The organism is Pukyongiella litopenaei, assembly GCF_003008555.2.
GTDB classification, from domain to species: Bacteria; Pseudomonadota; Alphaproteobacteria; order Rhodobacterales; family Rhodobacteraceae; genus Pukyongiella; species Pukyongiella litopenaei.
In genome coordinates this window covers 3,793,352-3,808,550 of the sequence record NZ_CP027665.1, presented here as the reverse complement: position 1 = coordinate 3,808,550, position 15,199 = coordinate 3,793,352, and the positions used below count along the sequence as shown (strand labels likewise).

Here is a 15,199-nt window from a genome sequence, read left to right as displayed (position 1 = left end):
CCTTGCGCATGACCCGCCATTGGGGTTCCATATGCGCATCGCGGCCGCGCCCGGCTCGACCGGCAGGAGAATTTGCATGTTATCGGATAACTGGATCCTGCGCAGCGATCATGGCGGCGGTGTCATCGAACTGTCCCTGAACCGCGCGCCCGTGAATGCGCTGAGCGCGGATTTCCTGATGTGTTTCGGCGAGATGCTGGACGATCTTGCAACCGAACAGGCGGTTCGTGCGGTGGTGCTGACCAGCCCGTTCGCGGTCTTTTCGGCGGGGCTCGATCTCAAGGAGGCGCCGGATTTCGACCTCGCCGGGCAACACGCGATCGTCGAGGGGCTGAATGTCGGGTTCCTGCACCTGTTCAGCTTTCCCAAACCGGTCGTGACCGCCATCGACGGCGCGGCGATTGCGGGCGGGCTGTTCTTCGTGCTGGCCGCAGATTACCGGGTCGCGGGGCCGCGCGCGCGGTTCGGACTGGCCGAGGTGCGTGTGGGCGCGGAGTTTCCGGTCGGCCCGCTGGAAATCGCGCGGGCGACACTGGGTCCGAACGATCTGCGCCGGCTGATGCTGACCGGCCGTCCCGTTGACGCCGGGACCGCCGCGCAATCGGGCATCATCGACGAATTGGTGGCGCAGGATGCGGTCGTCGCGCGCGCAATCGACGTGGCGCGGGATCTCGCCGACAATCCGAAAGCGACCTATGCCGCGATCAAGCGCCAGATCCGGGGCGCGGTGATCGAGCGGATCGAACTGGCGATGGCGGATGGCGCGAACGCACCCGATGGCGGCTGGTTCAACGACGAAACACGCGACGCGATGAAGCACATGATCGGTGCGGGGCGGCATGGCGACCAGAGGGCCGAAATGGGACGAAAGGACGACAGCGAATGAGACCAGTGGATGTGGGGCAGCGGGGGTTCGATCCGGGTCGGCTCGATCGGATCAACACATGGATGCAATGCTATGTGGATGAACGGAAATTCCCCGGTGCATCCCTGTTGATCGCGCGCGGGGGCGACGAGGTGCATTTCAACGCCTGCGGCCTGCGCGACATCGCGACCGGGGCGGCGTTTGAACGCGATACGGTGGTGCGGATCTATTCGATGACCAAGCCGGTGACAACGGTCGCGCTGATGATGCTGGTCGAACGGGGGCTGGTGCATCTCGATGCGCCGGTATCGGGCTTCATCCCCGCCTTTGCCGATGCGCGTGTGCTGGTGCCCGGCGCGGTGTCGATCGACCAGACCGAACCCTGCGACCCGCCGACCCTGCACCAGTTGCTGACCCATACCGGCGGGCTGAGCTATCCGTTCAATCCGGGGCTGCTGAGCCAGGCGATGGAGGAACAGAACCTTCTGTTTGCCCCCGACCAGGGGGATCTCGCTGGGATGTGCGACCAGGTCGCCGCCCTGCCGCTCGCGCATCGGCCCGGCACCGGGTGGGAATATTCCGTCGGCATCGACATTATCGGCCGGGTGGTGGAAATCGTATCGGGCAAACCGCTGGACCGGTACTTTGCCGATGAAATCCTTGCACCGCTCGGGATGACCGAAACCGCCTTTACCGTGCCCGCCGGTGCACGGGACCGGTTTGCCGCGCTCTATACGCCGCTGGCCGGCGATGCCATGGCGCTGAACGAGGCGGAAAAGGGCGGCGATCCGCTGCGGCTGGTGGATGCGCCCGAAGAGTCTCCATTTCTCGACACCGCGATGCGCTCGGGCGGCGGCGGGCTGGTCGGGACCATCGACGATTACATGAAATTCTGCGAGATGCTGCGCCGTGGCGGCGAATTGCGCGGCGAGCGGCTGCTCAGCCCGCTCACGGTGGCGTTCATGCGGCGCAACCATCTGCCCGGCGACATCGCGTCGATGGGTCCGCAGAGCTTTGCCGAACAGCCGATGGAGGGTGTCGGTTTCGGGCTCGGCGGGTCGGTCGTGCTGGAACCGGGGCGGACGCGTGTGCCCGGCAGCGTCGGCGATTTCAGCTGGGGCGGCATGGCTTCGACCTTCTTCTGGATCGACCCGGTGCTCGATCTCAGCGTGGTGTTCTTCACCCAGCTCGCGCCCTCCAGTTCCTACCCGGCGCGGCCGCAGCTCAAGGCGCTGGTCCACGGCGCGTTGGTCCGATGAGCGGCGGGCGTCCGATCCTGTGGACACCCGGCGCGGACCGCGCCGGTGCCACCCGCATGGCCGCGTTCATCCGCTGGCTCGACGAGGAACACGGGCTACGGTTCGAGGATTATGACGCGCTCTGGTCCTGGAGCATTCGCGACCTGGATGCGTTCTGGCAGGCGATATGGGATTTCTCCGACATTCGCGCCTCGGCCTCGCACAGCGCGGTTCTGGCCGAACGGAAGATGCCCGGCGCGGTGTGGTTTCCCGGCGCACGGCTCAACTATGCCGACCAGATGCTGCGGCAGGCCGAGATCACGCCCGACAGGCCGGCGGTGATCGTGCAATCCGAGACCTTTGGCCGGTCGGAACTGAGCTGGGCCGAATTGCGGGACCGGGTGGCCAGCGTCGCGGCGCGGTTCCGGGCCATGGGCGTGGGGCAGGGCGACCGGATCGTGGCGGTTCTGCCCAATACCGAAACCGCGCTGATCGCCAGCCTTGCCACCATCAGCATCGGCGCCATCTGGTCGCTCTGCGCGCCGGACATGGGCCATGTGGCAATTCTCGACCGGTTTCGCCAGATCGGGCCAAAGCTGCTGATCGCGCAGGACGGCTATGTTCATGCCGGGCAGTTGATCGACCGGCGCGCGGTGCTCGACACGATCCGCACGGGCCTGCCGACGCTGGAGGCGACGGTGATGGTGCCGGTGGCCGGGCCGCTGCCCGACGATGCCGTGGACTGGGCGTCGCTGACCGGCGATCAGGCGGTGCCCGATCACGCGCAGGTGCCGTTCGATCACCCGCTATGGGTGGTCTATTCCTCGGGGACGACCGGCAACCCGAAGCCGATCGTGCATGGCCATGGCGGCGTGCTGCTCGAGGGGGCCAAACAGGCCCTGCACCAGGATGTCGGACCACAGGACCGGTTCTGCTGGCTGACCTCGTCGGGCTGGATCATGTGGAACGCGCAGCTCGCGGTGCTGGGGCAGGGGGCGACGCTGGCGATGTTCGACGCGGCCCCGCACCATCCCGACCTGCTCGAACTCTGGCGGTTCGCCAGCCGCGAACGGCTGACCTATCTCGGGGCGGGTGCGGCGTTTTTCGCTGCCTGCCAGAAATCCGGCCTGCGGCCGCGCGACGCGGTGGACCTGGGCGCGCTGCGGTCGCTCGGCGCGACGGGGTCACCGCTGACCTCGGACAATTACGGCTGGATCTATGACGCCGTGAAACCCGATATCTGGCTGGCGCCGATCTCGGGCGGGACCGACCTGTGCGGCGCCTTTGTCGGCGGCAACCCGATGCTGCCGGTGCGCGCGGGCGAGATGCAGTGCCGGTTCCTGGGCAACGCCGTGCGCAGCTTCGACGCGGACGGCAATGACCTGATCGGCGAGGTCGGTGAGCTTGTCTGCACCGAGCCGCTGCCCTCGATGCCGCTGTTCTTCTGGGGCGACGACGACGGATCGCGCCTGCATGACAGCTATTTCGACACCTATCCGGGCATCTGGCGGCATGGCGACTGGATCGAGATCACGCCCGAAGGCGGCGCGGTGATCTATGGCCGGTCGGATGCCACCATCAACCGCAAGGGGCTGCGGCTGGGCAGTTCCGAGATCTATCAGGCGGTCGAAGGACTGAGCGCCGTGATGGATTCGCTGGTGGTGGATCTCGAATTCCTCGGCCGCGATAGCTTCATGCCGCTCTTCGTGGTGCTGGCCGAAGGCGTGGACCTGGACGACGCCCTGCGCGACCGGATCAACACCGTGATTCGGGATCAGGTTTCGCCGCGTTTCGTGCCCAGTGACATCATCCGGATCGACGAGGTGCCTCGCACCCTGTCGGGCAAGAAGCTCGAGGTGCCGGTGAAGAAGCTGTTGCTGGGCGGCGACCCGGAGCGGGTGGTCAACCGCGACTCGATGGCCAATCCCGGCAGTTTCGATTACTTCATCGCCTATGCGGCGGACCGCGCGGGACCGCCTGAAAACGGGACGTAGGACACATGGATGCAAGTGCGCGCGAGCTGCTCGAACTGCTGGATATCGAGCAACTGGAGGTCGATCTGTTCCGGGGCGACGGGGCCGGCGGGGAAACTCCGCTTCGGATCTTCGGGGGGCAGGTGATCGCGCAGGCGCTGGCCGCGGCCTATCGCACCGTGCCCGACCGGCTGTGCCATTCGCTGCACGCCTATTTCATCCGGCCGGGCGATCCGTCGATCCCGGTGATCTACCAGGTGGATCGGGCCCGCGACGGCGGCAGTTTCACCACCCGGCGGGTGGTGGCGATCCAGCACGGGCGGCAGATCCTGAACATGAGCGCCTCCTTTCATGTCGAGGAGGAAGGCTGGGATTTCCAACATCGGATGCCGGATGTTGCGGGCCCCGAAGGCCTGCAGAACCGCGCCGACCAGAGGCAGGAACAGGTTCATCTCGTTCCCGGTAAATTCCGCGGCGATTTCCTGCGCCCGCGCCCGATCGAGATTCGCGAGGTTGCCCCTTACGATCTGTTCAACCCGGCGGCGACGGGGGACGAAAACCAGCTGTGGTTCCGGATGCAGGCGGCGGCCGGCGCCAGCCCGCAGATGCAGCATATCCTGCTGGCCTATGCCTCGGACATGAACCTGCTGGGGTCGTCGCTGCGCCCGCACGGGCTGAGCTGGTTCACCGGCAACGTGATGACCGCGAGCCTCGATCACGCCATGTGGTTCCACGCGCCGATCCGGTTCGATCAATGGCATCTCTACGCGATGGACGCCCCGTTCACCGGCGGCGCGCGCGGGTTCAATCGCGGGTTGATCTACAACGCCGACGGCACGCTGGTTGCGAACGTGGCGCAGGAAGGGCTGGTTCGGCCGATAAAGCCACGGAAAACCTGACCAAAGACCCTATGTCTTGCTGCCATAGACGCGGTTGAGCTTGCGCATTCCACCGATCCAGCGGTCGTAATTCTCGGCCTTGTTGCGCAGGTAGCCCAGCACCTCGGGATGCGGCAGCACGAGGAAGGTTTCATCGCGAATGGCCTGCACGCAGGCCTCGGCCACCGAATCGGGCTCGATCATCCCGTCGATGGCCGCGACGTGATCTTCGTGACCGCGGGTCATGTCGGTGCGCACGGCCTGCGGGCAGAGCACGGACACCTTGATGCCGTCATCGCCATAAGTCATCGCCAGCCATTCCGCCAGGCCGACCGCGGCATGTTTGGTGACCCCGTAAGGCGCCGATCCGACCTGGTTCAACAGGCCGGCGGCCGAGGCGGTGTTGAGCAGGTAGCCGCCGCCGCGGGTGGCCATGCGCGGCACCAGATGGCGGGCGGCCCAGACATGGGACATGACGTTGATATCCCAGAGCCGCTGCCAGTCCTCGTTTGGTATCTCGACACCACCCGCCGCCAGAACGCCCGCGTTGGAACAGAACAGGTCGATCGGTCCGGTTTCGGTTTCGACCCGCTCGATCAGTGCCGCGATCTCGGTTTCGCTGGCCACGTCAACCCGCAGGCCGGTCCCGCCGATCTCCGCGGCGGTGGCCTCGGCGCCCGGACCGTTCAGATCGGTGCAGACAACATGGCTTGCGCCTTCGCGCGCAAATCTCAATGCCATGGCCCGACCGATGCCACCGGCCGCGCCGGTGACCACGATGATCTTGTCTTTCAGTTCCATTTCATATCCTTGCAACCTGTTCCTGAGGTTTATCCGGATCGGAAAAGGCCGCTCACGCCTGCCTCTCCGCCGCCAGTTTCTGCAGACAATCGCGCGCCAGTACGCGGCGGTCGGTCTTGTCGGTGGCGCCACGGGGCAGGGGGTCGTGACCGATCCAGTAATGGTCCGGAATCTTGAACCGGGCGATCCGCTGGTCGAGCCAGCCGGAAATGTCGCTTTCCGTTGCATCGGCACCAGGGCGCAGCTGGATCGCCGCTCCGACGACCTCGCCCAGCCGGGCATGGGGAACCGGGAACACGCAGGCTTCGGCCACGGCCGGATGGTGATGCAGCGCACCCTCGACATCCAGGCACGAGATGTTCTCGCCGCCCCGGATAATGATGTTCTTCTTGCGGTCGACGATGGTGACCACGCCATCGGCATCGACATATCCCAGGTCGCCCGAATGGAGCCAGCCGTCGCGCAACACCTCGGCGGTGGCTTCGGGCTTGTTGAGATAGCACCGCATGATATTCGGCCCCTTGATCGCGATCTCGCCGACACTGCCGACGGGCAGCTCGGCGCCGTCATCATCCACGATCTTCAGGTCCTGCAACGGCGGATAGGGCCGGCCCGCCGCGTCGGGATGCGCCTCGTATTCCGCGCCGCCCAGCCCGATCCCCAGCGCATTGGTTTCCGTCATGCCCCAGCCGGTGGCCACCTGGGCGCGCGGGAAACGCCGCGCCAGTTCGGAAACCTGCGCCGCTGGCCGTTTCGCGCCGCCCGAGCCAAGGAATTCAAGCGTTTCCAACGATGTATTCATCCTGTCTGCCGCGTCGATCAGGTCGGCGCATTGGGTGGGCACGCCTAGGAACCGGGTGACCGCTTCGGCCTCGATGATCCGTGCCGCCTCGTCCGCATCCCATTTCGACATCAGCACCACCTTGGCGCCGGCCGGCAGGCTGAGCAGGAACATCGGATGCGACGCGGTGACATGAAAGAGCGGCGTGACGATCAGCACGCAGGGTCGTGGGGCAGGAGGTGCATCCTCGGGCGGCGGGTCGATCAACGGCGCGAGAACCGCCTGCATCAGCCAGGAAAACACCGCGTTGATCGCGCCCCGATGGGTCAGGACCACGCCCTTGGGATCGCCCGTGGTGCCCGATGAATACATGATCGCAAAATCATCTTCCGGATCGACCGCGACATCGGGCCAGTCCGCATCGGGTGCATGTTCGCACAGCGCCGCATATCCGGGCGCCGTCATGGCATCGCCATCGCGCAGCCCGATCAGGGTCAGGCCGTAACGGTCGACCAGCGGCGCAATACGTTCGACACGCGCGCCGTCGGCAAAGACGCAGCGTGCGCGGCTGTCTTTCAGCGCGTAATCGAGCTCTTCCGTGGTCCACCATGCGTTCAGCAGAACGGCCACCGCACCGACCGAGGCGACCGCCATCATGATGATCGTAAACTCGGGGCTGTTGCGGCTGGCGATTGCGACCGGATCGCCTTTGCCGATCGCCAGATCATGTTGAAGGACATAAGACAGGCGCTTGATATCCCGACAGAACTCGTCATATGTCCAGCGTTCTTCGCCAAACACCAGATACTCGGCGTCACCGCCGCCCTGGGCTTCGCGCGATGCCTGCAGCAGCGCGCGCAGGTTCGGCGGGACGTTGCGAAAGATGCGCGTCTCAACCCCATGAAGCGTTTCGGTGCCGACCTCGAATGTCGGGTTGGTCGTCGTCACATGGGCGATTGCCTCGTCGAGCGTCATGGCCGTCATCAGCCAAAGCCCCCATGCCTTGGTCCGGCACACGGATCTGCAAACATTCCGGATTGTCCTCCCATCACCACAGGAACTGTGATGGGGAAAGCCTAGACCCGAAAACCGGATTGTTCCAATAGCGTAGCGCGATACAATACGCGGCATGACGTAACGGCAAACATGTTTTACCATAATACCGATTACAAGATGAATAGCAGCGACCAATACACCGCTCGCACCCCGGCATGCACAATGCTTCCGTCGGGTGGCTCAGCATCCAGGTAGAAATCACTTGCCCTATCGTTGGCGCGAAACCGATGGCTCGGATGAGCGGAACTGGTCGCTGGAGCTTTGGGCCCATCGGTCATTGCCGCCACGCGGGCGCGCCGCGTTCGTCCTGATCACCTTCGTCCTGCTGCTGTTGCCGCTTGCGCCCGTCATCGGCACGGTATTGCTCTGGGGCCTGCTTCCGTTTCTGATGCTCGCGCTGTTCGGCCTGTGGTTCGCGCTCGAGCGCAGCCATCGCGATCGTGGCGTCCGCGAGGTGCTGACGCTGACCGACACGCACGCCCGGCTGCGACATCATGATGCAGCTGGACGCGAACATCGCTGGGACTGCAACCGGCATTGGGTTACGGTGCATTTACATGAACATGACGGGCCGGTTCCGTATTATGTTACCCTTCGCGGTGAAGGCCGCGAGGTCGAGATTGGCGCGTTCCTGAGCGAAGACGAACGTTTGGACCTGTATCACGACCTGCGGCTCCGCCTGCGACCAGACTGAGACGGGCCATAATTTGATCAAATTGCGTGACAGGTGGCGACTGTTGCGATAGTGCTGCCTCAAACAGGAGCCTCGACGATGGATCTTTCGACATTGCCGACCTTCCGTGTCGCGACCTGTGATCTCAACGGGCAGATGCGCGGCAAACGCGTGCCGGGCAGCTACGGACCCAAGCTGGATCGCGGCGCGGTTCGGATGCCGCTGTCGACGCTGAATGTCGATCTCTGGGGCGCGGACGTTGCCGACAGCCCGCTCGTGTTCGCCACGGGCGATGCCGATGGCGTGCTCCGCCCGACGGATCGCGGCCCGGTCCCGGTGCCGTGGATCGACACGCCGACGGCGCTGGTGCCGATGGTGATGCAGCTCGATGACGGCACCCCTTTTGACGGCGACCCGCGTCACGCGCTGCGCTCCGTGCTCGATCGCTATGCCGAACGCGGCTGGCAGGTGATGGCGGCGACCGAGATGGAGTTCACCCTGCTCGACGATACCGGCGATGCCCCTGCCCCGCCATGCAACCCGCTGACCGGCCGCCAGCTCGCGGCCGAGGCCGTGTTGTCCGTGGCCGAAATGGATGCGTTCGACGCCTTTTTCACCGATCTCTATGATGGCTGTTCGGCAATGGGCATTCCGGCGCAGGCGGCCATTTCCGAAAGCGGCCTGGGCCAGTTCGAGATCAATCTGCTGCATGGCCCGGCCATCCGTGCCGCCGATGATGCGTGGCTGTTCAAGGGGTTGGTGCGGGGTCTGGCCCGCAAACATGGCTTTGCCACCACCTTCATGGCCAAGCCCTATCCGGATGATGCAGGAAACGGGATGCATGTGCATTTCTCGGTGCTGGATGCCGAGGGTCGCAACGTGTTCGACGATGGTGGCGATGCCGGCAGCGCCGCGCTGCACGCGGCGGTCGCGGGCTGTCTCGCCGCGATGCCGGCCAGCACGCTGATATTCGCGCCGCATGGCAATTCCTATGACCGGCTCGTTCCCGGCGCGCATGCCCCCACGGGCGCGGCCTGGGGCTATGAAAACAGGACGGCGGCCATTCGCATTCCTGGCGGCGCGGCCACGGCGCGGCGGATCGAGCATCGGGTCGCGGGCGGTGACGTGAACCCCTACCTGATGTTGTCGGTGATCCTGGGCGCCGCGCTGACCGGGATCGAGGACGGCATGTCGCCCCCTGCCCCGGTTGCCGGCAACGCCTATGACGTTGCGGGCGTTCCGCAGCTCGCCGACAGTTTCGGCGCCGCCATCGACCTGTTCGAAACCGATCCGCTGATCGCGCGCATCCTGCCGGCGCAGCTGATCGAGAACCTCGTTCTGACCAAGCGGCAGGAACGGCAGCGGTTTTCCGAGATCCCGCCCGAACAGCGCTGGCTGCACTATCTCGACGCGCTCTGACTGCCCTCTTGCCCAGTCACGCAACCTCGGCTACGCTCGGATTTGATCAAATTACGCGACCTCCCGGTGAACCATGAGAATCGGAATTCTGCAGACCGGTCACGCCCCGGACGACCTGATGGAGGCGACCGGCGACTATGACGCGATGTTTCGCCGCCTGCTCGCCGGCAACGGCTTTGATTTCGACACCTACGCGGTGGTGGATGGCGATTTTCCCGAAAATGCCGGGTCTGCCGATGGTTGGCTGATCACCGGCTCGAAACATGGCGCCTATGACGATCTGCCGTGGATCGCGCCGCTGGAACGCCTGATCCGGGCCATCCGCGACAGCGGCCGTCCGCTGGTCGGCATCTGTTTCGGCCACCAGATCATCGCACAGGCGCTGGGGGGGCGGGTCGAGAAATTCGCCGGCGGCTGGTCGGTGGGCGCGACCGACTATGACAGGGGCGACGAGCGGCTGACGCTCAACGCCTGGCACCAGGACCAGGTGACCGCCCTGCCCGACGGGGCGCAGGTGATCGCCGGAAACGATTTCTGCGCCAATGCGATCCTCGCCTATGGCGACACGATCTGGACCGTGCAACCCCATCCCGAGTTCGGCAGCGACTTCATCGACGGTCTGTTGCGAACCCGGGCGAAGGGCGTGGTGCCCGAGACGATCCAGGCCCGCGCCGCCGCCCGGCTGGACATCCCGACCGACAGCCGCCGCATCACTGATGAGATCGCGGCATTCTTCATGAAAGAGAGGGCCTGATGGCCGACTGGACCGACAATATCCCCGACGCCGCCCGCGCCTATCTCGACGGCCGGCGGCTGGACGAGGTGGAATGCATCATCTCCGATCTTCCGGGCATCGCGCGGGGCAAGGCCGTGCCGGCGAGCAAATTCGCGCGGCAGGACTATTTCCACCTGCCCGACAGCATCTTCTTCCAGACCATCACCGGCGACTGGGGCGAGGCCGCCGGCGACGAGGGCTTCATCGAACGTGACATGATCCTGCGCCCCGATTTCGGCACCGCCACGGCGGCGCCGTGGACCGGCGACTGGACGTTGCAGGTGATCCACGACGCCTATGACCGCGAAGGCGTGCCGATCCCCTGCAGCCCGCGCAACGTGCTCAAGCGGGTGGTGAAACTCTACCATGATCGCGGCTGGAAACCGGTCGTGGCACCGGAGATGGAGTTCTTTCTGGTCGCCCGCAATCTCGACCCGGCCAAGGAAATCGAACCGATGATGGGCCGGTCGGGCCGTCCGGCGGCCGCGCGGCAGGCCTATTCGATGACCGCCGTGGACGAGTTTGGCCCTGTCATCGACGACATCTATGACTTTGCCGAGGCGCAGGGTTTCGAGATCGACGGCATCACCCAGGAGGGCGGCGCCGGCCAACTCGAGATCAATCTGCGTCACGGCGATCCGGTCAAGCTGGCCGACGAGGTGTTCTATTTCAAGCGCCTGATCCGCGAGGCGGCGCTGCGGCATGATTGTTTCGCCACCTTCATGGCCAAGCCGATCGCCGACGAACCCGGGTCGGCCATGCATATCCACCATTCGATCATCGACATCGAAACCGGACAGAACCTGTTTTCCGGCCCGCAGGGTGGCGAAACGGACGCCTTCTATCACTTCATCGCGGGCCTTCAGAATCACCTGCCCTCGGCGATCGCGGTCTTTGCGCCCTATGTGAATTCCTTCCGCCGCTATGTGAAGGATCACGCCGCCCCCATCAATCTCAGCTGGGGCCGCGACAACCGCACCACCGGCATCCGCATCCCGTTGTCCGGCCCCGATGCGCGGCGCATCGAAAACCGTCTCGCCGGCATGGATTGCAACCCCTATCTGGGCATCGCCGCCAGCCTTGCCTGCGGCTATCTCGGGCTGCTCGAGGAACGCCGGCCCGAACGCCAGTTCAGGGGCGATGCCTATGACGGCGACGAGGCCCTGCCCCGCGACATGGGCCGGGCGCTCGACCTGTTCGACGGCGCGGTGGACCTGCACCGGGTTCTGGGCGAGGATTTCGCCCGCGTCTACGGCATCGTCAAGCGCACGGAATACGAAGAGTTCCTGCAGGTGATTTCCCCCTGGGAACGCGAACACCTGCTGCTGAACGTCTGACCGGGTGAGCGCCGCATGAACCTCCTTCACGCCAATGACCGGCAGGGCGAATACCCGGCCAGTTGGTATACTGCCACCGCCACCGCGCTCGACCCCTTCCCGCCCCTGCGCGGCGAAACCCGCGCCGATGTCTGCGTGATCGGCGGCGGCTATACCGGGCTGTCGGCGGCGCTGCACCTGGCCGAGGCCGGGCTGGATGTGGTGCTGCTCGAGGCGCAGCGCGTCGGGTTCGGCGCGTCGGGGCGCAATGGCGGCCAGCTGGGCAGCGGCCAGCGGATGACCCAGGACGGGCTGGAAAAGCTGGCGGGCGATGCCGATGCCGCCAGGCTCTGGGACCTGGCCGAGGATGCCAAGACGCTGGTGAAATCCCTCGTCGCGCGGCACCGGATCGCGTGCGACCTGAAACCGGGGGTGGCCTGGACCGGCTTCAGCGCCCGCGAAACCGTCGACCTGCATCGCTATGCCGGACATCTCGCCGATCGCTATGGATATGACCGGATCGAGCTGCTGGACCGCGATGCCATGCAGGCGCTCTGCCCGTCGCCGGCCTATGCGGGCGGCATTCTCGACATGGGCGCGGGGCATCTGCACCCGCTGAACTTTGCCCTCGGGCTGGCCCGGGCGGCGCGGGATGCCGGCGTGCGCATCTTCGAGGGCGCCGAAGTGCATCACATCGCGCGCGGCCAGCCGCTCGTGATCCAGACCGGACAGGGGCGGGTCGTGGCCGACCATGCGATCCTTGCCTGCAACGGCTACATGTCCGGGCTCGATCGCGCGGTCGCGGCGCGGGTCATGCCGATCAACAACTTCATCGCCGCCACCGAGCCGCTGGGATCCGAGGTTGCTCGCGTTCTGACCCGCGACGTGGCGGTGGCCGACAGCAAGTTCGTGGTCAACTATTTCCGCCTGTCGGCGGACGGGCGGCTGCTGTTCGGCGGCGGCGAAAGCTATGGCTACCGGTTCCCGTCCGACATCGCCGCGCTGGTGCGCAAACCCATGACCGAGATCTTCCCGCATCTGCGGGAGGCACGGATCGACTATGCCTGGGGCGGTACGCTCGCCATCACCATGAAAAGGATGCCCTATCTGGCGCGGCTCGGCCCCAACCTGCTGTCCGCTTCGGGATATTCCGGCCACGGGGTCGGCACCGCCACCCATGCCGGTCAACTGATGGCGCTGGCCATACAGGGCGAAACCGACGGGTTCGACACCATGGCGCGCATTCCGGCCCCGCCATTTCCGGGCGGCGCCGCCATGCGCACACCGCTGCTGGCTCTGGCGATGACCTGGTTTTCCCTGCGCGACCGCCTCGGCATCTGATCGTGGTGCAATCGGCTGATTGCAGCCCATGGCACGGGTTTCACTTGGCAGTTACATTCATCTGATTTAGAATTTCCAAAGATTCAATTCAGGAAATCCAAAATGATGGCGACGCCCCGGACCCTGCCCCCCAATGTCCATGACGCAGAACCCATCCCCGAGGCCGCGCGGGCCGCGATAGATGCGCTGATGCAGTCAGGCGACCTGTTCCGCTACACCGCCCCGCAGGATGCGCCGGTTTCCCTGCTCGAGGGTGAATTCGCGAAGCTCCTGGGCAGCAAATACGCGCTGGCGGTGTCGTCCTGTTCGGCGGCCCTGTTCCTGTCGCTGAAGGCGCTGGACCTGCCCCGCGATGCCCGCGTGCTGATCCCCGGCTTTACCTTCGCGGCGGTTCCGTCTTCGGTGATCCATGCGGTTTGCGTGCCGGTCCTGTGCGAGGTCGGCGACAATTACCGCGTCGATCTGGCCGATTTCGAATCCCGGCTCGACGACGTTCAGGCGGTGATCATCAGCCACATGCGCGGCCATACCTCGGACATGGACGCGATCATGGCGCTGTGCGACGCGCGCGGCCTGCCTGTGATCGAGGACGCGGCCCACAGTCTCGGCACCACCTGGAACGGCCGCAATATCGGCACCATTGGCGCGATCGGCTGTTTTTCCTTCCAGTCCTACAAGATGATCAATGCCGGCGAAGGCGGCATCCTGATCACCGACGACGCCGACCTGGTGGCGCGCGCGGTCATCATGTCGGGCGCCTACGAACATAACTGGCAGAAACACAAGGGCCCGCGCGGCGACAATACCGGCGCGCTCGACGCCGCCTTTGCCCGCTGGCAGAACCGGCTGCCGCTCTACAACCTGCGCATGTCGAACCTCAGCGCGGCGGTGATCCGGCCGCAGCTTCCCGAACTGGCCCGGCGCGTGCGTGACGGCCTGGTCAATCACGACTATGTGGCCGACAGGCTCAACACCTCCGCGCATCTCCATGTGCCGCCGCCGCTCGCCCCCGAACGCCGGGCACCGGATTCGATCCAGTTCAACCTGGTCGGCATGGATGATGCCGAGGTTGTCGCCTTCGCCGATGCGGCCGCCGCGCGCGGGGTCAAGGTGCAGGTTTTCGGACATAGCGAGGACAATGCCCGCGCGTTCTGGAACTGGCGGTTCCTCGACGAGCTGCCGGACTTGCCGCAGACCCGCGCCATGCTGATGCGGGCCTGCGACGTGCGCCTGCCGGTGCGGCTGACCCGGGCAGAGCTCGATTTCATCGCCGATGCGCTGCTGGGCGCCGTTGCCGATGTCACCGACCCCCTGCCCGCCTTCGGAACCTGATCGCGGCGCAACGACGCCCATCCCGGCCCTTTCAGGTGACAGCGGCGCCGCGAACGCCTATATACCCTGCCAAGGCCGGCAAACCGGCCATGACAGGCAATGACAGGCAGACCCATGAGCAGACACAGCAATTCCCCGATTTCGCGCCGCGTCTTCACGCTTGGCGCATTGGCAGGCGCGGGCGTCCCCGCCGCCTGCGGCAACCCGGTGGGCAGCGACGCCGCCGCCAAGATCGACGCAAGGGTGACCTCCACCCTCGACCAGATGTACAGGCTCTATCCCAACACGGTGGGCCTGTCCGAAAAGGCCGCCGGCATGCTGGTCATGCCGCTGGTGACCGAAGCGGGCTTCGGCTTTGGCGGCGCCTACGGGCGCGGCGCGCTGCGCATCGACGGTGTCACGGTCGACTATTACTCCACGGTCAAGGGCAGCGCCGGTTTCCAGATCGGGGCGCAGCAATATGCCCATGTGCTGTTCTTCATGACCGAAGAAGCCCTGCGCGATTTCCGCCACGCCTCGGGCTGGGCGGTTGGCGCGGACGTGGAATATGTGGTCACCGATCAGGGCAGCTCCATCGCCGCCGATACCAACACGCTGCTGTCGCCGGTGCTGGCGGCGGTGTTCGGCCAGGCCGGGCTGCGCGTCGGGGCCACGCTGGAAGGCACGAAATACACGCGAATCATTCCCTGATCGCGGCTTCCTCTTGCCGGAAATATCCCGGGGGTGAGGGGGCAGAGCCCCCTCTTCCGCC

At 65.7% G+C, this 15,199-nt stretch carries 13 protein-coding genes; 11 read left to right on the top strand and 2 right to left on the bottom strand.

Going from position 1 to position 15,199, the window contains the following annotated elements; translation table 11 throughout:
• Positions 1–76 precede the first annotated feature (76 nt).
• From C6Y53_RS18510 to C6Y53_RS18495, 4 genes are read left to right on the top strand one after another with little or no spacing between them, the layout of a single operon-like run.
• Complete coding sequence (locus tag C6Y53_RS18510; RefSeq protein ID WP_106474200.1) at positions 77–886, top strand: enoyl-CoA hydratase/isomerase family protein; 810 nt, start codon at positions 77–79, stop codon at positions 884–886.
• A complete protein-coding gene (locus tag C6Y53_RS18505) occupies positions 883–2,124 on the top strand; it encodes a serine hydrolase domain-containing protein (protein WP_244614890.1) in 1,242 nt (413 codons plus the stop codon). The genes C6Y53_RS18510 and C6Y53_RS18505 overlap by 4 nt, the downstream gene beginning before the upstream one ends.
• Positions 2,121–4,097, top strand: a complete 1,977-nt coding sequence (locus tag C6Y53_RS18500) for an acetoacetate--CoA ligase (RefSeq protein WP_106473769.1) — start codon at positions 2,121–2,123, stop codon at positions 4,095–4,097. The genes C6Y53_RS18505 and C6Y53_RS18500 overlap by 4 nt, the downstream gene beginning before the upstream one ends.
• 5 nt (positions 4,098–4,102) lie before the next feature.
• A complete protein-coding gene (locus C6Y53_RS18495; protein WP_106473768.1) occupies positions 4,103–4,975 on the top strand; it encodes an acyl-CoA thioesterase in 873 nt (290 codons plus the stop codon).
• A gap of 9 nt (positions 4,976–4,984) precedes the next feature.
• Here C6Y53_RS18495 and C6Y53_RS18490 read toward each other — a convergent pair whose 3' ends face one another.
• Positions 4,985–5,755: an SDR family oxidoreductase gene (locus C6Y53_RS18490; protein ID WP_106473767.1), complete on the bottom strand. Its 771-nt coding sequence runs from the start codon at positions 5,753–5,755 to the stop codon at positions 4,985–4,987.
• A gap of 52 nt (positions 5,756–5,807) precedes the next feature.
• Positions 5,808–7,520: a class I adenylate-forming enzyme family protein gene (locus C6Y53_RS18485; RefSeq protein ID WP_106473766.1), complete on the bottom strand. Its 1,713-nt coding sequence runs from the start codon at positions 7,518–7,520 to the stop codon at positions 5,808–5,810.
• A gap of 274 nt (positions 7,521–7,794) precedes the next feature.
• Between C6Y53_RS18485 and C6Y53_RS18480 the strand changes: the two genes are divergently transcribed.
• The 7 genes from C6Y53_RS18480 (at position 7,795) to C6Y53_RS18450 (ending at position 15,138) form a co-directional block, all read left to right on the top strand.
• Positions 7,795–8,286 (top strand): DUF2244 domain-containing protein, encoded by a 492-nt coding sequence (locus C6Y53_RS18480; protein WP_106473765.1) that lies wholly within the window; start codon positions 7,795–7,797, stop codon positions 8,284–8,286.
• 78 nt (positions 8,287–8,364) lie between these two features.
• Complete coding sequence (locus C6Y53_RS18475; protein ID WP_106473764.1) at positions 8,365–9,684, top strand: glutamine synthetase family protein; 1,320 nt, start codon at positions 8,365–8,367, stop codon at positions 9,682–9,684.
• 73 nt (positions 9,685–9,757) lie between these two features.
• Positions 9,758–10,438, top strand: coding sequence for a type 1 glutamine amidotransferase (locus tag C6Y53_RS18470; RefSeq protein WP_106473763.1), 681 nt, complete (start codon positions 9,758–9,760; stop codon positions 10,436–10,438).
• Positions 10,438–11,796 (top strand): glutamine synthetase family protein, encoded by a 1,359-nt coding sequence (locus C6Y53_RS18465; RefSeq protein ID WP_106473762.1) that lies wholly within the window; start codon positions 10,438–10,440, stop codon positions 11,794–11,796. Before C6Y53_RS18470 ends, C6Y53_RS18465 begins: the two co-directional genes overlap by 1 nt.
• 15 nt (positions 11,797–11,811) lie before the next feature.
• Positions 11,812–13,116, top strand: a complete 1,305-nt coding sequence (locus C6Y53_RS18460; RefSeq protein WP_106473761.1) for an NAD(P)/FAD-dependent oxidoreductase — start codon at positions 11,812–11,814, stop codon at positions 13,114–13,116.
• A 102-nt stretch (positions 13,117–13,218) separates the two neighbouring features.
• Positions 13,219–14,448 carry a DegT/DnrJ/EryC1/StrS family aminotransferase gene (locus tag C6Y53_RS18455; protein WP_244614889.1) on the top strand — a complete coding sequence of 410 codons (1,230 nt, stop codon included), beginning with the start codon at positions 13,219–13,221 and terminating at the stop codon, positions 14,446–14,448.
• Between the two features lie 114 nt (positions 14,449–14,562).
• Positions 14,563–15,138, top strand: coding sequence for a lipid-binding SYLF domain-containing protein (locus tag C6Y53_RS18450; RefSeq protein ID WP_106473760.1), 576 nt, complete (start codon positions 14,563–14,565; stop codon positions 15,136–15,138).
• Positions 15,139–15,199: the final 61 nt, after the last annotated feature.